The 20,640-nt window shown below is 43.5% G+C and carries 20 protein-coding genes; 13 read left to right on the top strand and 7 right to left on the bottom strand.

Annotated features, from left to right (window positions below):
• The first annotated feature begins 146 nt into the window (after positions 1-146).
• Entirely contained in the window at positions 147-1,541 is a 1,395-nt protein-coding gene (locus CES82_RS08265; RefSeq protein ID WP_098825314.1) for an FAD-binding oxidoreductase, read from the top strand.
• 310 nt (positions 1,542-1,851) lie between these two features.
• Here CES82_RS08265 and CES82_RS08260 read toward each other — a convergent pair whose 3' ends face one another.
• The 3 genes from CES82_RS08260 to CES82_RS08250 form a co-directional block, all read right to left on the bottom strand.
• Positions 1,852-2,262: a peptide deformylase gene (locus tag CES82_RS08260; RefSeq protein ID WP_098825312.1), complete on the bottom strand. Its 411-nt coding sequence runs from the start codon at positions 2,260-2,262 to the stop codon at positions 1,852-1,854.
• 17 nt (positions 2,263-2,279) lie between these two features.
• A complete protein-coding gene (locus tag CES82_RS08255) occupies positions 2,280-3,197 on the bottom strand; it encodes an NAD(P)H-dependent flavin oxidoreductase (RefSeq protein ID WP_098825311.1) in 918 nt (305 codons plus the stop codon).
• Positions 3,198-3,357: 160 nt separating this feature from the next.
• Positions 3,358-4,374, bottom strand: coding sequence for a ketopantoate reductase family protein (locus CES82_RS08250; protein ID WP_098825309.1), 1,017 nt, complete (start codon positions 4,372-4,374; stop codon positions 3,358-3,360).
• Between the two features lie 172 nt (positions 4,375-4,546).
• Here CES82_RS08250 and CES82_RS12490 point away from each other — a divergent pair, with 172 nt between their 5' ends.
• A complete protein-coding gene (locus tag CES82_RS12490; protein WP_180245703.1) occupies positions 4,547-4,687 on the top strand; it encodes a hypothetical protein in 141 nt (46 codons plus the stop codon).
• Positions 4,688-4,861: 174 nt separating this feature from the next.
• Complete coding sequence (locus tag CES82_RS08245; RefSeq protein WP_098825307.1) at positions 4,862-5,593, top strand: hypothetical protein; 732 nt, start codon at positions 4,862-4,864, stop codon at positions 5,591-5,593.
• An 87-nt stretch (positions 5,594-5,680) separates the two neighbouring features.
• Here CES82_RS08245 and CES82_RS08240 read toward each other — a convergent pair whose 3' ends face one another.
• Positions 5,681-6,298 carry a hydrolase gene (locus CES82_RS08240; protein WP_098825305.1) on the bottom strand — a complete coding sequence of 206 codons (618 nt, stop codon included), beginning with the start codon at positions 6,296-6,298 and terminating at the stop codon, positions 5,681-5,683.
• A 148-nt stretch (positions 6,299-6,446) separates the two neighbouring features.
• The gene (locus tag CES82_RS08235; protein ID WP_098825304.1) at positions 6,447-7,133 is read right to left on the bottom strand and encodes a DUF554 domain-containing protein; all 687 of its coding nucleotides are present in this window, start codon (positions 7,131-7,133) and stop codon (positions 6,447-6,449) included.
• A 204-nt stretch (positions 7,134-7,337) separates the two neighbouring features.
• Here CES82_RS08235 and CES82_RS08230 point away from each other — a divergent pair, with 204 nt between their 5' ends.
• The 3 genes from CES82_RS08230 to CES82_RS08220 all read left to right on the top strand — a co-directional run bounded on the left by CES82_RS08230 (position 7,338) and on the right by CES82_RS08220 (position 8,965).
• Positions 7,338-7,805, top strand: coding sequence for a Dps family protein (locus tag CES82_RS08230; protein ID WP_098825302.1), 468 nt, complete (start codon positions 7,338-7,340; stop codon positions 7,803-7,805).
• Between the two features lie 102 nt (positions 7,806-7,907).
• The gene (locus CES82_RS08225) at positions 7,908-8,564 is read left to right on the top strand and encodes a DNA alkylation repair protein (RefSeq protein WP_098825300.1); all 657 of its coding nucleotides are present in this window, start codon (positions 7,908-7,910) and stop codon (positions 8,562-8,564) included.
• A 110-nt stretch (positions 8,565-8,674) separates the two neighbouring features.
• Positions 8,675-8,965 (top strand): hypothetical protein, encoded by a 291-nt coding sequence (locus tag CES82_RS08220; protein ID WP_098825299.1) that lies wholly within the window; start codon positions 8,675-8,677, stop codon positions 8,963-8,965.
• Positions 8,966-9,023: 58 nt separating this feature from the next.
• On the opposite strand, the gene CES82_RS08215 is transcribed toward CES82_RS08220, so the two are convergent.
• Together CES82_RS08215 and CES82_RS08210 are read right to left on the bottom strand one after the other, a co-directional pair.
• A complete protein-coding gene (locus CES82_RS08215; protein WP_098825297.1) occupies positions 9,024-9,947 on the bottom strand; it encodes an AEC family transporter in 924 nt (307 codons plus the stop codon).
• 91 nt (positions 9,948-10,038) lie between these two features.
• Positions 10,039-10,464, bottom strand: coding sequence for an EamA family transporter (locus CES82_RS08210; protein ID WP_098825295.1), 426 nt, complete (start codon positions 10,462-10,464; stop codon positions 10,039-10,041).
• 258 nt (positions 10,465-10,722) lie between these two features.
• On the opposite strand from CES82_RS08210, the gene CES82_RS08205 reads away from it, so the two are divergent.
• From CES82_RS08205 to ppdK, 7 genes are all read left to right on the top strand, one after another.
• Complete coding sequence (locus CES82_RS08205; protein ID WP_098825293.1) at positions 10,723-12,618, top strand: glycoside hydrolase family 2 TIM barrel-domain containing protein; 1,896 nt, start codon at positions 10,723-10,725, stop codon at positions 12,616-12,618.
• Positions 12,599-13,561: a beta-galactosidase small subunit gene (locus tag CES82_RS08200; protein ID WP_098825291.1), complete on the top strand. Its 963-nt coding sequence runs from the start codon at positions 12,599-12,601 to the stop codon at positions 13,559-13,561. Before CES82_RS08205 ends, CES82_RS08200 begins: the two co-directional genes overlap by 20 nt.
• A gap of 89 nt (positions 13,562-13,650) precedes the next feature.
• Positions 13,651-14,604 (top strand): aldo/keto reductase, encoded by a 954-nt coding sequence (locus CES82_RS08195; RefSeq protein ID WP_098825289.1) that lies wholly within the window; start codon positions 13,651-13,653, stop codon positions 14,602-14,604.
• A gap of 550 nt (positions 14,605-15,154) precedes the next feature.
• Positions 15,155-15,655: an AP2 domain-containing protein gene (locus CES82_RS08190; RefSeq protein WP_098825287.1), complete on the top strand. Its 501-nt coding sequence runs from the start codon at positions 15,155-15,157 to the stop codon at positions 15,653-15,655.
• Positions 15,656-15,856: 201 nt separating this feature from the next.
• Positions 15,857-16,834 carry an aldo/keto reductase gene (locus CES82_RS08185; RefSeq protein ID WP_180245702.1) on the top strand — a complete coding sequence of 326 codons (978 nt, stop codon included), beginning with the start codon at positions 15,857-15,859 and terminating at the stop codon, positions 16,832-16,834.
• A 186-nt stretch (positions 16,835-17,020) separates the two neighbouring features.
• Complete coding sequence (locus CES82_RS08180; RefSeq protein WP_098825283.1) at positions 17,021-17,632, top strand: helix-turn-helix transcriptional regulator; 612 nt, start codon at positions 17,021-17,023, stop codon at positions 17,630-17,632.
• A gap of 279 nt (positions 17,633-17,911) precedes the next feature.
• Positions 17,912-20,530, top strand: coding sequence for a pyruvate, phosphate dikinase (gene ppdK / locus CES82_RS08175; RefSeq protein ID WP_098825281.1), 2,619 nt, complete (start codon positions 17,912-17,914; stop codon positions 20,528-20,530).
• The last annotated feature ends 110 nt before the right edge of the window (positions 20,531-20,640 follow it).

Below are 20,640 nucleotides of genomic sequence, written 5' to 3'. Positions count from 1 at the left end.
AGTAAAAACGCTGAATGTTAATAAAATTTAAAAGATGTAACCCTCAGAAAATTTAATGTTGTGATTAAGTGTAATTAATTCCAACCCGCTAACCATTGCATTATACTAATCTTCGAAGAACTCAGCTTAGAAAGGAATTGATCATATTGACAGTTTTTAGTGCCTTTAGTAATGAGCAAATCATTGAATTTTTAAAATCACAAGTCACTGACGGTGAAGTTTTTACCGACCCAGAGACTTTAAACAAGCAGTCATTTAGTTCGAAGATGACTAGTGATGATAGCGGGTTAGCATTGGCGTATATTGAAGCTAAGTCAACAAAAGACATCCAAGGCGTGATGCGCGCCGCCCGGAAGTTTCATATTCCAGTCATTCCTCAAGATCAGTACACGAGTACCGTGGTTGGCGCCGATGGTCTGACAGGGAGTTTCGTACTTTCAACTAAGCAGATGAATCATATCAAGGAGATCAGTAAGGCTGATTCCTTAGCTGTAGTGGAACCAGGTGTTATCAACGGCGATTTGGATAAAGCCGCTCGTGAGCAAGGAATGTTTTATGCGCCAGATCCAGGTTCTAAACCAATCTCTGGTATTGGCGGCAACGTGGCGACGAACGCTGGTGGAATGAGCACGGTGAAGTATGGTGCTACTAAGGATAACGTGCTGGGATTGAAAGCAGTCTTGGCGGATGGCCGTGAGATCAAACTTGGCGGACGTACCCTGAAACAGGCTTTTGGGTATGATTTAACGCAATTATTTGTGGGTTCTGAAGGGACATTAGGTGTTATCACAGAAGTTACGGTAAAATTAATGCCGATTCCAATCGGTCAGCCAACTATGGGAATTGCCTTCTTTGAAGACATGACCAAGCTAGCTGAAGCCGTTGCTGAAATCCGGATCTCTGGTGTTTACCCGACGATGCTTGAAGCGTTGGATAATGCAACCATTGAAGCCTTAGATAAATATGAAGGTACCCACTTCAGCGATAACAGTGGCGCCATGTTAATTTTTAAAGTTGATAACAGTGTGCCAGAAGTGGTGGATAAACTAAAAGAACTGATGGCTGAACATGGTGCGAAGAATGCCACGGTTACGACGGATTCTACAGAACAGGCTGCTTTGGAAAAACTACGGCGTGATATGCTGCCAGCGGTCTTTGCGGGCCAGAATCACATTATGGAAGATATGGCGATGCCGTTGTCTAAGCTGGCACCAATGATGGATTACATTCATGAAGTCGGTGAGCAAGAACACCTGAAGATTTACGTTGCGGGTCATGCGGGTGATGGTAATGTGCATCCAACCATCGTTTGGCCAAAGGAAGAAACGGAAACCCCACAGGCCGTGGTTGAAGCGTTGCAGCTGATGTTCCACAAGACGTTGGAACTGGGTGGCACGATTTCGGGTGAACACGCGGTTGGCACGTTGAAGAACCAGTGGAATAACGAAGAATTGGGCGAAGATGTGGATCAAATTCAGCATCAGATCAAGGCGTTGTTTGATCCGATGGGGTTGTTGAATCCGAAGAGGAAGATTAATTAGAGTGTGAGAGAGCGTGAGGGAAACCGTTTTGCTCCCAGAGCCTAAAGAGGCCCAGCATAAAATCCCGGTCTTGGATTTTGTGCTGGACCTCTTTAGGTGGCAGGGAGCAGGCTTTCCGAACGCGTTTAGTCAATGTAAAATAAAAGCACTGGAGAATTTTACTTAGTGCTTTCCTTTTCCTTTGACTAAACGCGCTCCACAACTCTGATTCCGGCCATATAAGAAGAAGCGGTGAATCCCCAAAGTACAGGGGACCCACCGCTTCTTCTTATATTCTGGAATCAACCCGAGTTGTTCCACGCTCTCTAATTTAAATCAAAACCCCATTCGTATGATCCACTTCATGCTGAATAATCTGAGCAGTGAAGTCTTTAAACGTCTGTGTATGTGATTTAAAGTTTTGATCTTGATACGTCACCTCAATATTTTTGTACCGAGTTGTCTTCCGTTGACCCTCCAGCGAAAGGCAGGCCTCAGTTGCTTCGTAGGGGTCGCTTTTCTTGGTGATTTCTGGATTGATCATGGGGATGGATAATACCCCAAGCTGGATGGCGATGATGCGTTTGTTCACGCCAATCATATTAGCGGCCAAGCCAACAGCCCGATTAGTATTGGCTTTTAGCGTATCGACTAAGTCAGTGACTGCTTGCATGTCCGCTTCAGTAGCACGCGTTGCTTTTCTGGAAAGAAATGCTTGGTTATGGGTGATTTGCTTGATCATAAAAATGAAACTCCTTCTTAAAATAAGTCGCCGATAATATCATCAGCAATAGTTGGTACACCTTTGGCGAGTTCAGTCACAATTTTCTTAGCTGGACGAATTTTGGTAACAGCACCAGCAATTTGACCCGCCATAAAGCTGCCATGCTCAACGTCGCCAACGATAGCTCGTTGTAAAGAACCGCTGGATAATTGTTGGAAGATTGTTGGATCAGTCGTTGCTAACAGTTTGTCGGTTAAGGGTGTTTTTAAACTCCGAACGCGATTTGCGCCGGTTCCAGTCACAACTGTACCATTATCGCTTGCTTGAATTACCAGGTGCTTGTAACTATAGGCAACGGGTGTTTCCTCTGCCACTAGGAAGGCAGTTCCGACCTGTACGCCGGCAGCGCCTAATGCGAAGGCCGCTTTGACACCAGCTTTAGTAGCAATTCCACCAGCGGCAATGACGGGAATATCAACCGCAGCAGCAACTTGAGGGACCAGTGACATGGTGGTTTCAGTTCCGATGTGCCCACCGGACTCTAGGCCTTCCGCAACTACTGCAGCAGCTCCAAGATCCGCCATTTTCTTAGCGATTTCAACGTTAGGAATGACGGGAATCACCGTTGTCTGAACCTTCAGCAAGTCTTCAAAAAACGGCGCAGGGTTACCGGCGCTGGTGAACACCACCGGGACTGGATCAGCTAGGAGTACTGGTAGCAAGTCTTTGATGTTGGGTTGTTGCAGCATCAGGTTCACGCCAAAGGGTTTGTCAGTAGCAGCACGGATGGTTTTTAAATCTTCTTGCAGTGACTGAGCGGTTGAATCGGCAGTGGTTAACACGCCTAAACCACCAGCGTTGCTGACCGCAGCAACTAAATCTGGCTTGGAGATGCGTGCCATTGCGCCTTGAATAATGGGATATTGAATGTGGAGTAAATTAGTTAATTGCATAAGTTGGTCCCCCTTTAACTAAAAATGAGATTAGTAATCGTCTTATCACCTAACAGAATACCATGAAATGGCTAGCTTTTAATTAAGTAATAGACAAAAAACGATGAATCCTGGGAATAGGGTTCATCGTTTTTTCATTAGTCAAACAATTATTCAAATATTATCTGCCAGCAACCTGCTGTTCTTCAGCAACAGTTTGCTTTGCAGCTTCTTCTTCACGCATCCGCTTAAGTTCACGTTGCTTGCCAAGTTCTGCCAAATGAACTTCGTGAGTCAAGAAAGCATGGGTTTTAGCATTGTAGTTGTGCTTTTGTCCCAACTTAACCAAGTAGCCGTTGATGTAGTCAACTTCAGTTGGTCGGTAGTTATGCATATCTTGATACATTGAAGGGTAGTGGAGTGGATTAGCAACCTTTGAAACGTAGTTGATGCTGTCCAACTCTTGCTTACGGGTATTTAGCATCTGGACACCATCACGTTCACAAACATCGTAAGCTTCGTCAATGAGTTGTTGGCTCATTTCATCAGCGCCATCATAATCAGCATATTCGCCCATGGTCATTTCAAACATGGTGCAAAGGGTGTTAACAACTGAGTTGAAGACCACTTTGGCCATTAGCGTACCACGGAAATTCGTCGTCAAATTTGGATTGAACTGTGCTTTTTCGAGCTGTTCAACTAGCTTGTGAGTGAAGTCGTCAGGTTTTTCAGTGTAGTTAGCAAGGTTCATTGAACCAGCGCCACGCTTACCGATAAAATCAACATCGCCAGGGCCATTCAAAACGGTGGCAACTAGGGCGGTCCCAGCAACTAGCTTTTCTGGCTTGAAGTACTTCAACAGCTTTTCAACGTGGCCCATCCCGTTCATGCAGGTGAAGGCGTATTGGTTAGGCTTGAAGAAATGTTCGCAACGCTTGAGCATATCTGATAGTTGCATTTGCTTGAGGAAGAAGATGTAGCAATCTGGGTTGCCATCATATTCTTCGGGATAGTAAACGTTCACTGGCACTAGATGCTTATCTTTATGATCTCGCGAAACGTAAACGCCACCTTGTTCGCGCATCTTTTCTACATTGGGCTTCCAGCCATCAACAAAGTCAACTTCATTACCAGCATCCTGTAGCAAAACACCATAACGTAAACCCATTGCACCTGAACCAACAACTGTGAATTTCATATGTATTACCCCTTTAAATAAGTATTTACTTTGAAGCAAAAAAGCCCTTCAAGCCATTTTTGACTTAAAGGGCACGAGTGCGTTACCACCTTTATGTTTTCTATTTGTCACCAAATAGAACTTACAATCTGCAAACACAGATCCAAGTTGATATCGGAGATTGACTCCGCCTTTGAATACTAGTTACCGTTCATCAAAGATGCATGGAGGTGATTTGCTGGTACGATTTGTCCGCTTACACCAAACCGAACTCGCTGAAGGTGTACCAACGCTGTCCTCGTTAACGCATTTGCTTATCAAGTTGACCTTATAATAACACTTAAATGTGAGATGTCAAATCTAATTTTAATCTTTGTATAATTATATTGGTGATGACTATTGGTCAGTTGCCGGTGTTAATTCTGGCTGCTATGTGCTACGCTTAATTGGGTAAGATTAATTTGACTAATAGCAACTAACAACCATGATTTTTAAGAGGATGAAGCTTATGACAAATAATGTTGAAACGTTAACAATCCCAATTATTAAGCATCAAAAGGGTTATAAGTTTGCAAAAATTATTGATCAAAATGAACCGTCTGAAGTTTCTTTTGCCAAACGACTAAGTGATGTTCAAAATGTCGACCTAGACGGTACTTTTAGAATGCCATACGACGACAGCGAGATTTTCGTGGCTCATGATAAAAAGCGGGCGACAAGTGTTTCCATTGATTTTGACGCTGGTTCCGGTTTCTCTGCTGACTTTTTCCCGGATCAAGTTAATTTATCTACGGGGTCGTATGAAAACCTCCGTAATTTCACACTTCGCGATGGTGATGTGCTTAAAACTAAAGAGGGTAAGAGCGAGTATGTTTTTATTTACAGCGGTGCTAAGTTTGAAGCCTTTCAGCGGACGAAGAGAGAGCTTTACCATTTTATTCTCCGCAAGAATGGTGTTTATGATTTTTCCAGAATGAGGATCGTAAAAAACAAGCTCAAGTTTGAAACGTTAAAGTACAATGCGATAAAAGAAAAGAAACTGTCAACGGGTTTGACTAAAAATGAAGATGCGTTACAGGTATTGAAGAAGTTATTCGCTCAAGTTATTGCGCTTACTAAAGAGAGCGTCCGGGGACGGTTTGTAACCGCTGGACGCGCTAAACTCGTTAAAAAAGGAATCAAGGTTGAACTGGTTGATAATGAGACTGTAGAACAAAAAAGTAAAAGCCAATCAGCCTAGTTTTTTATGATTTTGAAAGATGAAATAAATACGCATTATCCCGGACAATTGCCTCGGAATAATGCGTATTTGTGTACTTATTACAAATTAAAGTCTTAAAAACTTACCAGTATCACTCATGTTTTTCAAAAATGCAGGCACAGTCTCCGTTCGGTTCCAATCCCGTTGCAGTTCACAGGCTAATTGTGCATAGGAAGTTGGGTGTGCACCGGCCTGTTCAATTCGGCGTAACGCTGCATCATGAGCAGCCAAACTGGTACCGCCAACGGCATCAACCACAGGATAAACGTCGTAGCCTTCGTCAATGGCGTCAATTGCAGGAAAGGTCAAGCAAGCTTCGGTCCACAGCGCTGCCATAATGATGTTATGACGATTCGTTGACGTGATGGCTTCGTTGAACTCCTTGTCTTCCCAAGCGTTGATGGTGGTTCGGTCATACGACGGGATGTCGCCTAAGATCTCTTTTAGTCCTGCAATCGTATCTTGATTACGGCCGGTACCCACGTTTACCGTTGACAGAATAATGGGCACTTGAAAGTCCTGAAGCAGTTTGGTGGTGGCAATAATGTTTTGAACTAGCTGATAACGGTTCATTGATTCAATGGATTGAATCTGAGTGGGTTGATAGTCAATAATAGCAAAAACACTGTTTTCGGGTGCCAACAAACGGTCAGTCTTGGGATCTCTTGGCGCGTAGCTTGTCATACGTAATCATTCCTCTCCTCTTAATTACGCACATTATAATCAGGGAAATAGTTGATTCAAAGCATCTTAACTTATTTCAGACATTTTAATTTGAGTGTCAAAAAAACACACCTAGATGATTGTCAGCCAGATGTGTTTTGGAAGGAGACTATTTAAAAAGCGCATATAACAAAATCGGTATAAACGGCGCCAACAATAAGTTAGCAACTTTAATCTGAGTTAATTTCAACATGTTTAAACCGATGATTAAAATCAATAGCGAGCCCACACAGGTCATTTCGTTGATGACGGTGTGGGTAAACAGCGGTGCTACCCACTGTGCCAGCAACGTTAAAACAGATTCGTAGATTACCACTGAGATTGAGGAGAAGGCGACACCCAGACCAAGGGTTGTGGCTAAGATTAAGACGAAGATCCCATCAATCATTGATTTTGTGTACAGCACTGAATTATTGCCAGACATTCCGCTCTGCAAAGAACCAACGATTGCCATGGCACCCACGCAGATAAACAGGGTCCCCGTCACAAAGCCCTCGGAGAAATGATTATCACCTTGTAGCCCCATCACTTTTTCTAACCAATCACCGAAGCGATTAAACTGATGATCAAAGTTAATGAGTTCACCAATAATGGCACCGATGACCATCGATAGCACGACGAAAACGGTATTATTTCCCTTCAATGAGCCGCTAATACCAACGTAAACGACGCAGATACCTAAACTCTGTATCACTAAAGTTTTGACGCGTTCCGAGATTCCTTTTTTAAAGGCCAGGCCGATACCGCCACCTAAGGCAACGGCCAGACCGTTTGCTAACGCACCGAATAACATCATTTCAATTTCCCCTTAAGATTAAAAAATAATGAATATGTACATTTTTCTATCATAAATGTTTTGTGAGTAGCTGGCAAGCGTCTTTTCAATAGGCAGTGCGGAATTTTAAGCGCACTTTTCTATGACTGCATTCGGGATTTTGTTACACTCAATTTATAGATGTTACCGGTAGATGCCACTTGATCTGAAATTGGAGGGAACTATATGACACGGTATCCGAAGACTCAAGACCAACTCAATCAACTGATTGCTGATCTCAGCCAGCTGCATACTAATATTCAGCAGACCCATTGGTACATGCGCGGTTCAGAATTTTACAAGTTACACCCGCTAATGGATGATTATAACGATACGCTGGATGAACAACTGGATGCGGTAGCTGAGCGCCTGATTGCTATCGGAGGTAGCCCAATTGCTACCACTCATGAATTTATTGATCAGACCGGATTGCCAGACGAGAAGATCACGTTTGATCAACTATCGCTGCCTCAACTGATGGAACGCTTGGATGATCAACTTAAATACCTACGTGACCAGTACCAGAAAGGCATCGAGATCACGGATGATGAGCGGGATTACTCCACTCAAGATATGTTGATTGCAAACCATACTGAAATTGAAAAATTGATCTGGATGGTTTCAGCCTATTTAGGTAAGGGACCCTTAGATTAAAACGCGGAGCGCCGAGATGATGAAAACCATTGCGGCGCTTTTTAAGTGCTGAAACGTCAGTGTAAAAATGATACGCTATAAACAAAAAAGTAGGGGGGCAGTATGACGATGTTCGATCAATTTCAGCTAAATGGCGATTCAGCTTTACGCGCACCGATGGCACACTATATGCGCAATCAATTTACCTTCGCCGGTCTTAAAACCCCTGAACGTAAACTGCAGTCGAAGGCACTGATTAAACGAAGCAAAAAGGTTGCGATACCAGAACTGCTTACGGGTATTGAAGCTCTGTATCAACGGTCAGAGCGTGAATATCAATACGTTGCCATTGATTTAATCGTCGCGAACGTGAAACGGATGAGTTTTACTGAAATTCAGCAACTCGCCAAATTAGTCACTCAAAAGTCCTGGTGGGATTCCGTTGATGCTTTACGTAAAGGCTTTGGCGATTATATTCGGGTGCATCCTGATGATAAAAGCAACGTCTTCAATTTATTCAATGGCAATGACAACTTTTGGATGCGACGGGTTGCCATCACACTTCAATTGATGGAGAAAGACAGGACGGATACACGGATGCTGACTGAGGCAATCTTGCCCGATCTTGAAACGGACGAGTTCTTCATTCAAAAGGCGATTGGCTGGGCGCTGCGTAATTACAGTAAAATCGATTCACGGTGGGTGGCACACTTTATTGCCTCACATGACTTAAGCCGACTGGCAATCAGCGAGGGCAGTAAGTATCTGAAATCTGATTAGAAATAAGGTTAGCTAAGGATAATGATGATTGGTCAAAATTCTAATTGAAATATAACCGCCATCAATTTAAATCAGTGCTATCCTTAGTTCGTGGAAAGGACTGACTTAAATTGCCTGAAAGTGCAATCGCAACAAAGGCGCCAGTGGTACCAATGGATAATTGGCAGAAACTGGCACGTCAATATGGGTTAACTACTCTTCCAGACAGCTGGAGAGAAGCAAGTGAAAGCCTTCGTCATCAAAAGAATATTGGTTATTTGGAGACCTTCAATGATTTGAAGGAAATTTATTACACGTTGATTGGTAATGAATTCTTGCAAGACATTGTTTGCTATCATCCAGAGCAGGTTCATACTTACTGGTTAAAAGATTTAGAACAGTACGTTTTTATTACTGAATAGGCCATTAAAAATAGCGCTCAGTTGGCAAATTGCCAACCGGGCGCTTTTAATTTACAGACTATAAATGCCAAAGCCATTGTGCCAATCCCATAAAGAGCGGGATGGTGATTAGTGAACAAAGGGTAGTAAGTCCGACCACAGTGGTGCTAAAAAGGGAATTTTTATGAAAGGTATTGCTGAAGATTGCCATCAAAGCAGCAACTGGTGTGGCCTGGCCAAGGAGTACGACTTCTTTAACCATCATGAATTGATTGGGAACGAATTGCAAAATCACTAGGACAATCAATGGTGCGATGATCAGTCGAGCACCAATAGCCTGATATAATGCCTTGCTTTTGAGGGCACCGCGAACGTCACCTTCTGCAAGGTAGCAGCCCATGGCAATCATAACCAGTGGCAGGTTCATGTTGGCTAGATCAGAGACCGTAGTGCCAAGAATGTTTGGTAGTTTGACACCGGTAAGAGCAAATAATAGGCCAAAAATGAGGGCTAAGATTGCCGGATTGACCGCAAGCCGTTTAAGCTGAATCGTGCGTTTATCACCGGAAATCATGTAAATGCCGTACGTCCACAGTGCGAAGTTGGAAACGCCTACGAAGATACTCATGTAGAAGATGCTGCCAGTTCCCAGCACAGCCTTAGAGAGCGGCAAACCGATGAATCCTAGGTTGGCAAAAATAAGAGCGAAGCGGATGAACATTTGCTCCGGCTTTCTGAAAATCAGTTTAGCAATCACGATGGTGACTAGCATCATGATCACTAGAATGATTAACGTATACAAGCCATCAATCATTTGCGAGGTTTTTAGGTTACCAATAAAAGAATTCAGCAATAATGCTGGGTTAGATATGTAAATCACGATGTTAGAAATTTGCTGACTGCCTGATTCGTCGACTAGACCAACTCTAAAACAGAGAAAGCCAATCAACATCATCAGGAACATAATTGCAGTCTGGCCAAAGATGACCCTTACTATTGTCACGGCAGTTCCTTCTTTCAATTGCAAATAATTTTTATTATAGAACTTAATGTGAAAATAAGTAAGTGGTGATGCCCGTATCAAAGCGTATTCATTAAGAATTGATCAGATAGATGGCGATAATTGCTAACACGACACCAATCAAGTTTCTGAGGGTCAAACTTTCCTGCAGAAAAAGCAGACCGATTGGGATCAATAACAAGGTAAGCGTAATGTTTACCGTCATTGGCGTGGAACCGATTGGTGCACCAGATTTGTAGGACAGCATGTAACCAAATTCCACAAAGATGATTGAGAGCCCCATTGTGATGGAAGCCCAGTTCAGTTGGTGCAAATTAAAGCTGATTGATTGGTGATTGCCACTGATCAGGTAAAGTAGCAGTGACCCCAGTAAGGCAGCACCATAGGTAATAATCAGCGAAAAAAACGGGTCAACGGTGTGGGAAACGCCACGGGCTGATAGTTGGTAAAGCAGGTTGGCGAAGATGGTTAAAATAAGTGGCCAAAGGTAGGTAGGCATACTTTTTCTCCTTTAATGAAATTTCAGCTCTTATTATACCTTAATCAAGTAACGGTCAGGTAAATGTCAGGATTGCCGTTCAATTGAGCTGATTGCAATAGTATATATCGGGATAAGAGAGATAAATGACGTTTTGATAAATTGATTTATCAGTAAAATTTTAGTAAAAGAGACTGTTATAAAAAATCAAAATCATTTATGATAGTCTTGTAAGCGCTTCATATCATAAAGTGTTTTAGCATTAGGAGGGATTCATTGATGAAACCAGAATTAGGCTGGTTGGATGATCCACAGACGTTTCGGGTCAACCAGTTGCCAGCTCATAGTGACCACCGCTTTTATCAGAGTGATACTGATTTAGCGACTGGTCAGAGTCGATTCACACAGTCGCTTGATGGGACTTGGCAGTTTAAGTTTGCTAAACAGCCCAGCGAACGGCCAGTTGGTTTTTATGAGCCTGATTATGACCGTAGCGATTTCGATACGATCACGGTACCAGAGCACATTGAGATTGCAGGCTATGGCCGACTGAAGTATATCAATACGACTTATCCATGGGAAGGTAAGATTTACCGTCGTCCGGCCTACGCTTTAGGTCAAGACCAAAAGGGTGAAGGTATGTTCAGTGATGGTGAGGACAATTACGTCGGTGCCTATCTGAGGACCTTTACGCTGAACCCAGAACTGCGTAAACAGCAACGAGTAGTCGTTCAGTTTGACGGTGTCGAACAAGCGATGTATCTGTGGCTTAACGGCCAGTTCGTGGGTTATGCCGAAGACAGTTTTTCCCAGTCGGAGTTTGACTTAACACCGTATTTGAAAGACGGCGAAAACCTGATCGCGGTTGAAGTCTTCAAACGCAGTACAGCGGCTTTTATTGAAGATCAGGACATGTTCCGCTTTTCGGGTATCTTTCGGAGCGTTCGGTTAGTTGGCCAACCAGCGATTCACGTACAGGATATGCGGATCATTGGTAATTTAGCAGATGACATGACCACCGGTGACTTTAGCCTGAAGTTGCAACTGAATCGGCATGACAACGCTAAGGGCAATGTCAAAGTAGCCATTATGGATGCTGACGGCAACAGCCTGTTTGACACTACTGAAGCAGTTAACGATGACGTTGAAATCAATCATAAAATGTTTAAGAACGTGCATCTCTGGCAGCATACTGATCCGTACTTGTATCAGTTAAAAGTGACCGTTTTGGATGAACAGGGTGCCGTGGTTGAAATCGTCCCTTATCAATTCGGTTTCAGACGGGTTGAAATGAAGAATAAGATCATGCTGCTGAACGGCAAGCGGATCGTTTTAAACGGTGTTAACCGTCACGAATGGGACGCTAAATCAGGTCGTGTGATCTCTGTTGACGATATGAAGCAGGATCTGAAGACGTTTAAAGAAAACAATATTAACGCCGTCCGGACTTGCCACTATCCCAACCGCATCGAGTGGTACTACCTATGTGATCAAGCCGGTATTTACATGATGGCAGAAAACAACTTGGAATCACACGGGACTTGGCAAAAGATGGGCGCGGTTGAGCCGTCGTATAACGTACCGGGTTCGTTGCCAGAATGGCGCGAAGCTGTTGTAGACCGGGCTCGCAGTAACTACGAAGTCTTTAAGAACCACACGGCCATTTTATTCTGGTCACTAGGTAACGAATCCTATGCTGGTGATGATATTGCGGCCATGAATGCCTTCTATAAGGAGCATGATGATACGCGTCTGGTTCACTATGAAGGGGTTTGCCGCAACCGGAAGTATGAAGATCAGATTTCCGACATGGAAAGTATGATGTACGATCCGCCAAAGGAAATTGCGAAGTATCTAGATAATGATCCGAAGAAGCCATTCGTTGATTGTGAGTTCATGCATGATATGGGGAATTCGCTGGGCGGTATGTCGTCTTATGATGCGTTGATCGACAAATATCCAATGTATCAGGGTGGTTTCATTTGGGACTTTATTGACCAAGCGATTGAAACCAAAGACGAAGTGACAGGACAGACGGTTCTGCGGTACGGCGGCGATTTTGACGATCGTCATTCCGACTACGAATTTTCTGGTGACGGTCTCATGTTTGCTGACCGGACGCCAAAACCAGCTCTTCAGGAGGTGAAGTATTATTATGGCAAACACATCAACTAAACAAGTTCAAATTATTTATGGTGACGCAACGTTAGGCCTGCGTGGTGAAGGTTTCGGGTACATCTTCAGTTACGAGCGCGGTGGCATGGAGTCGCTGGTGCAGCATGGAAAAGAATGGTTGTACCGGACTCCAAAACCAACTTTCTGGCGGGCAACTACTGATAATGACCGCGGTAACGGCTTCTCAGTTAAATCAGCTCAGTGGTTAGGCACGGATATGTTCTTAAAGTGCACGAAGGTTGATGTAGCAGTCAACGGCAATGCGATTGAACTGCCAATTTCGCCTGAAAATAACAAGTACAGCAACCATGAATTTGCTGACAATGTGACAATTACCTTTACGTATGAAACCTTGACGGTACCCGCAACGACGGTGACTGCCGCTTATACGGTAAACGGCACCGGTAAAATTAAAGTGAGTGTCGATTATCACGGAAAGGCTGGGTTACCTGAGTTGCCGGCATTCGGTTTGCGCTTCATCATGCCAACGGCTGCTAAAGGGTTTAACTACGATGGTTTGTCGGGTGAAACTTATCCCGATCGAATGGCTGGCGGCGAGACTGGTCACTATACCGTTGATGGTTTACCGGTGACCAAGTATTTAGTGCCACAAGAATGCGGGATGCATATGCAAACGAAGCAAGTCACTGTGATTCGCAACCGTACCTTAGACAATACTGACCATGACAATCATGACTTTAACCTGACCTTTTTGCAGGCAGGGCAATCGTTTGCGTTCAGTTGTTTACCATACACCGCTGAAGAGTTGGAAAATGCCACTCACATTGAAGAATTACCAGCTCCAAGACGGACAGTTCTGACCGTTTTTGGTGCTGTTCGCGGTGTTGGCGGCATTGACAGCTGGGGTGCTGACGTCGAACAGCAGTACCATATTTCGGCTGAAGAGGACCATTCGTTCTCGTTTGCCATTAAGGGCGTTTAACTTAGAAAATTAATTTATCAAAATGTTTACTATTTTGTATACATTAACCGTTATAATAGAAAGTGTTGAGAAGGAGGCATTTTATCAGGATGAAGAATGTAGCATTGGGCAACACAAATTTACAAGCTTCTGCCGTTGCGTTAGGTATTATGCGGATGGTCAGTCTTAACGTCGATGACGCCGCAAAAGTATTGGACACTGTTACTGACAAAGGTGTTAACTTTATTGACTCCGCTGATATTTATGGTGGTGGCAAGTCCGAAGAGATTTTCGGGCAAGCCTTGAAGCAGTCAGGTGTTAAGCGTGAAGATCTGATTATTCAGTCAAAGGGTGGCATCGTCCTTGATCCTAAACGGAGTCATGGTGACTTAGTCTTTGGTCAACGGTATGATTTCTCCAAACAACATTTGATCGAGGCTGTTGACGGTATTTTGAAACGGATGGGAATTGACTATCTGGACTTCTTCTTACTGCACCGACCAGATGCACTGATGGAACCTGACCAAATTGCGGCTGCCTTTGATGAGCTGCAAGCAGCGGGTAAAGTTCGTCATTTTGGACTGTCGAACTGCAATCCAATGCAGGTTGAACTGATCCAATCAGCCATCAGTCAAAAGCTAATGGTCAACCAACTCCAATTTGGCGTCATGCATACCGGTCCGATTGATTTCGGTCTTCACGTGAACATGAGCGATGATCGCAGCGTTAACCATGATGGTGAAATCATTGAATATTCAAGACTTCATAACATGACGATTCAAGCTTGGTCACCGTACCAATACGGGATGTTTGAAGGGCCATTTATTGACAACCCTAAGTTCCCAGAGTTAAACAAAAAGCTGCAGGAACTCGCTGACGCAAAAGGCGTGACGAAAAATGCCATCGCCACTGCTTGGATTTTACGTCACCCAGCAAACATGCAGGTGATTTTAGGTTCAATGAACCAAGATCATCTCAAAGAGAGTATTGCCGGTGCTGATGTCGAATTGACGAAGCAGGAGTGGTACGACGTTTACTTTGCTGCGGGCAACACGTTACCATAAGCTAATAAATAATTAAAAGAAAAAGGGGCATTAGCCAATCTACCTGCATTTGGAAGATGACTAATGCCCTTTTATTTTGGTATTGTGTCCGTTGTAGCTTTTTTGACCTAGTTACCATAACAAATTAAGTATATTTTTATGATAATTTTGGAATATTTAATATCCGAAAAAGGGCTTACATTGCACTAGCAGCCTTAAAAATTGGTTGTTAGTTGCAAACAGATATTAAATTTTGTACCATTAATTGTAAAGAACAATATTTTAAGTAAATTTACTCCAAATATCGTCGAATTAATGATACAATAACTTCATTAAATGCGATATTCACGCGTTTAATTGGGGTCAAGAGTTTTGAAAGAGTTGACTAGGATTATTGGGCTTATATAATTTTTATGTGAAGTATTTATCATTTTAAAGTAATAAATCTTTTTGGTTGCTTATTTTCCTTAGATATCATTAGCATATTTGGCATCAAATTTGTTAATTGGGGGGATATTCTAATATTAGATTAGTAAGCAAAATTAGAATATTTGAAGGATGGCGTAAAGAAATGAGCAAAAGAATTGACTTGACCAACCAGCGATTTGGTCGGTTGGTTGTGATTAAATATTACGGTAATAACTCTGCAAACTCCAATGCAATGTGGTTATGCCAATGTGATTGCGGCAATAAAACGGTTGTTGACGGTGTTCGTCTACGTTCTGGAATTACTAAGAGCTGCGGCTGCTTAAGACGTGACCTTTCCAGCAAGCGGGTCTACAAGAACCCCAAGTTCGTCGACTACATGGGGCGGTCTGACCAACTACGCGATAAGAACGGTGTGTCACTGAGTTCAATCTCAGAGTCAGCTCGTAATAAGAGTGGCGTTATTGGTGTTTCTTATGACCGTCAAACAGGCAAATGGTTTGCCCGATTAATGATCGACCACAAGTACGTTCTGCTAAAAAGTTTTAAGACCATCACTGAAGCAATCGAAGCTCGCCGTGAAGCTGAGGAAACCTATCTGGGTATTAAACGGAACGATAAAACCAAAGAAATTGAAAAAGTTTAACGTATAAAAGGATAAGTTAGTGATTGACTAATTTGTCACAAACACCGTTGATAGCAATCTGCTGTTGACGGTGTTTTTTGGGTGCTCATCAAAGCGTATTAAATGACGGTTATTTAACCTGTTGCTTGACTTATACCCCACTCTAACTTCTATAATTAAACTGAACTAAGAAATCAATCGTGTGATGGAGGTAAGCTGATCATGAATTATCGAACGTTAGGTAAAACTGGTTTTAATATAAGTGATATTTCTTTGGGGACTTGGCAACTTGGTGGTAAATGGGGCGCACCATTTGATATTAAGGATGCCACTGCGACGTTGGAAGAAGCCTATGAGCAGGGCGTTAACTTCTTTGATACTGCTGATGGTTATCAAGATGGTAACAGTGAAAAGGCAGTCGGTGCGTTTGTTAAGGCTCACCCAGACGTTCATTTCACAACTAAGATTGGACGTAAAGAAATGCCATTATCCACTGAGCATTTTAATCCAGAACATTTAACACGTTACGTTGATGAATCACTGAAGAACATGGGCTTAGAAGCGCTTGATCTGGTATTGCTTCATTGCCCGCCAATGTCGATCTACTATACACCTGAGACCTTCTTCGCCATGGACAAGTTGAAGAAGGAAGGTAAGATCAAGAACTATGGTGTGAGTGTGGAACGTGTGGAAGAAGCCATTAAAGCGATGGATTATGACGTTTCGGCCGTTGAAATCATCTTTAACATGTTCCGGCTTCGTCCATCAAAATTATTCTTTGATCTCGCCAAGAAAAATAACGTGGGTATTTTAGCTCGTGTGCCTTTAGCAAGTGGTTTGCTGACAGGCAAGTTCACGGCTGACACTCAGTTTGGCAAAGACGATCACCGGACGACGAACCGTCATGGCGAACTGTTTGATAAGGGTGAAACTTTCTCCGGAGTTGATTATTTGACTGGAGTTAAAGCAGCGCAGGAGTTGAAACAGCGTCTGGGTACGGATAACTTGGCCGCTACGGCACTGCGGTATATTCTGATGTTTGATGCAGTGACAGCAGCGATTCCAGGAGCCAGCACACCGGATCAAATTGAACGCAACACGGTGGCTTCTGATCTCCCAGCATTAAAGCCGGAGCAAATGCAAATCGTACAGGATGTGTATGATCAATACATTAAGAACCCGGTTGATTACCTCTGGTAAACGGCAAAAAAATAATTATGTTTCAATCAAAGCCTGATGAACGACCAATAAAGTCGAATATTCAGGCTTTTTTGACGTACGGTAAAGAGATTAAACGAAATCGGGGAATAGTTACCACGTATTATCACGTTACATTAGTGCTATAATTTAGTCATAAATAGACGAGAAAGAAATGGAGAGGTATTAATGGAATTTACGGAGCGGCAGGAAACTATTATTCAAATGCTGAAGGCAAAAAGTCCATTAACGGGTGAAGAAATCGCAAATCAGCTAAAGTTGAGTGTTCCCACCATTCGTGGGGATCTGCGGTTGCTGACAGCAGTTGAGGTACTGACGGCTCGGCCCAAAGTGGGCTATGTCTATCATGGAAATGGTCAAGCAGGTGTTGACTACGCAGCCTTATATGACAAGCCGATTTCGGCGATCATGCAGCCGGCCCCGACAATCAAGGATGATGCTACACTGCAGGAAGCAATCAGCAAGCTATTCTTGCAAGACGTTGGCACGTTGTTTGTAGTGGATCCAAAGGGTCAGCTGGTTGGACTGATTTCAAGAAAAGATTTACTGCGGGCCAGCTTTAATAACTCGAAACCAGAATCGGTACTTGCCAGCATTATCATGACAAGGATGCCAAATATTGTGACTGTGACGGCTGATATGACCGTTAAACAAGCTGGTCAGTTGCTCTTGAAACACAAGATCGATTCGGCACCAGTGGTGGATAAAGCAGCACCGCAACGGGTAACTGGTAAAATTACTAAGAACCGTATTTTTCAGCATTTTATTGAACAAGCTTAATCTTATCTATGCCATCACAACTAAGTGGTGGTATTTTTTTTGCCTTTTTTTTAGAAAAGAAAATAGGCATACTTTTTCAATTTATATCTAACTATGACGTTATTAAAATAATATTTCATAATATTCTTAATTAAATGAAGCATGATGTAAAATTTTCAAATGCTGGTATATCAGTACTTTTAGCACTTTTACGATTAAAGTGCTTGAAATTTAAATTAGTTTAATATACATTATAAATCGAGCAAATATGACGTTTTATTAACGAGAAAGAGTGGTTATATGACAAAACTGATCTATGAATTTTCGGAAGGTAACATGTCAATGCGCGATTTACTGGGCGGAAAAGGTGCCAATTTAGCCGAAATGACTAACTTGGGGCTGCCAGTTCCCCATGGTTTTACCTTGACCACGGTAGCCTGCCATGAGTACCAGCAAACGCAGTCGCTAAGTGATGAAGTACTGCAGCAGCTTGATCAGGCACTCACTCAACTGAGTCGAGTCACCGGAAAACAGTTTAACGGTACTGATCAACCGCTGCTGGTTTCCGTTCGATCAGGGGCGGCCATTTCCATGCCAGGAATGATGGATACGATTTTAAACATTGGTTTAAACGACCAAACAGTAGTTGCTTTAGCAAACTTAACGCACAATGAACGATTTGCTTACGACAGTTATCGGCGATTGTTAGCGATGTTTGGCAACGTTGTATACGGTATCGAAGAAGATACGTTTGATCATGTTTTGACTGAAGTTAAACGCGTTAACGGTTATCAAAGTGATTTGGAGTTAACGGCGGATGATCTTAAGCAAATCGTTACGGACTTCAAAGCCATTTATCAGCAGGCTGGTAAAGGCGCATTTCCACAGTCACCTAAAGATCAGTTATTAGCCGCTGTTAACGCGGTATTTGAATCTTGGAATAATCACCGGGCCCAAGTTTATCGTCAGCAAAACCATATTCCGGAATCGCTAGGTACCGCTGTAAACGTTCAGGAAATGGTTTTCGGTAATGCCGGAGATCAATCAGGGACTGGGGTGGCTTTTACCCGAAACCCAGCAACTGGGGAGAAAAAAGTTTTTGGCGAATATTTGCTCAATGCGCAAGGAGAAGACGTGGTTGCGGGCATTCGGACACCGCAGTCGATTGAGGTGTTACACGACGACATGCCGGCTATCTATGATCAGCTGATGACGATTGCCGAAAAACTAGAAACCCATTACCGCGACATGCAGGATCTGGAATTTACCATTGAAAACGGTGAGTTGTTTTTACTGCAAGCTCGTGATGGTAAACGGACGCCATACGCAGCGGTGAAAATTGCGGTGGATCTGGTAGGTGAAGGATTAATCAACAAAAAGCAGGCGGTTCAGCGTGTTAGTCCAGAATCCGTTTCAGCGATGCTACATCCGGAATTTGATGTTGACGTGCTTGCTCAGCAGACACCGCTGACGACGGGATTGCCCGCATCACCAGGCGCTGCCACTGGTCAGGCTTACTTCACTGCCGAAGACGCTAAAAAGGCAGCAGACAGTGGTATAAAAGTCGTTTTAATTCGGCAAGATACCTCGCCAGAAGACATCGATGGCATGATTGTCAGCCAAGCCATCGTGACTTCTCGAGGGGGCATGACGTCTCACGCTGCCGTGGTCGCGCGGGGCATGGGCGCCACCGGGGTCGTTGGTGCCCATGAGATCAACGTTGATTATGCCGCCAAAGTTGCTAAGATTGGGTCGCAGGAAATCCATGAGGGCGACTGGGTTTCAGTTGACGGGACTTCCGGTAACTTGTATTTAGGCCAAATTGGGACCACTTCAGCCGGTGTGAAAGGTGAACTCTCTGTTCTGTTAGATTGGGCAAAGGACATCGCTCAGATGGGTGTCTACACTAACGCAGATACGCCGCAGGATTTCCAAAAAGCACTGGACTTTGGTGCAGATGGCATTGGCTTAACCAGGACGGAGCATATGTTCTTCAAACCGGAGCGGTTGGTTCAAATGCGGCGGCTGATTTTAGCCGAGGATGCCGCGGGTCGGGCAGAACCTCTGGAACAGTTATTACAAATGCAGCAGGAAGATTTCTACCAACTGTACAAATTAGCGGGTGATAAAGAAGTTACGATTCGGTTGTTGGATCCGCCACTACATGAGTTTTTACCCCACGATGAGGAGGAAATTCAGGCGGTTTCAAAGCAAATTCATTTGGCACCCGAGAAATTGCGGGAACGAACCCATTCATTGAAAGAGTTAAACCCAATGCTTGGTCATCGTGGTGATCGGTTGGCCGTGACGTTCCCAGACATTTACCAGATGCAAGTTAAAGCAATTCTTAGCGCAGTGATTCGTCATCATGATGAGGGGCTTGAAGTGCACCCGCATATCATGATTCCGTTAACGGATTCGAAGAGTGAAATGGCTTGGGTTCGCGAGCTGGTCGTCAACCAAATCGATACGATGATGGCTGATTTAAATTGGCAGCTTGACTACACGGTGGGGACGATGATGGAAATGCCTCGTGCCTGCGTTACTGCTGACCAAGTTGCTGAGGAGTCTGATTTCTTTAGTTTTGGAACTAATGATCTGACTCAACTGACCTTTGGCTATTCCCGTGATGATGTAGGTTCTTTCATGCCAGAATACATTAAACAGGGAATCTTGCCAGCAGACCCATTTCAGACCATTGATACAGAGGGGGTTGGTGCTTTAATGGAAATCGCCATTAATAAGGGACGTCAAACGAAACCTGAGTTACCAATCGGAGTTTGTGGTGAGGTCGGCGGTGATCCAGCATCGATTAACTTCTTTAACCAAATTGGCATTACCTATGTCTCATGTTCACCTTACCGAGTGCCAGTAGCACGGCTGGCAGCGGCACAAGCAACACTAAAACAGGACGCATAGCGGTGACTTATCGGGTGTAAGCCCGATTGAAATTATTTATTATTACTAACATTGAAACCGCTTACCGAATGCTTTAGGGGGATTTATTAAAATAACTAGCGTGGTGGTAC

This window comes from Secundilactobacillus silagincola, from assembly GCF_002583405.1.
Lineage (GTDB): Bacteria > Bacillota > Bacilli > Lactobacillales > Lactobacillaceae > Secundilactobacillus > Secundilactobacillus silagincola.
The sequence above is the reverse complement of the archived record's forward strand: the minus strand, read 5'-3'. Positions and strand labels throughout refer to the sequence as shown.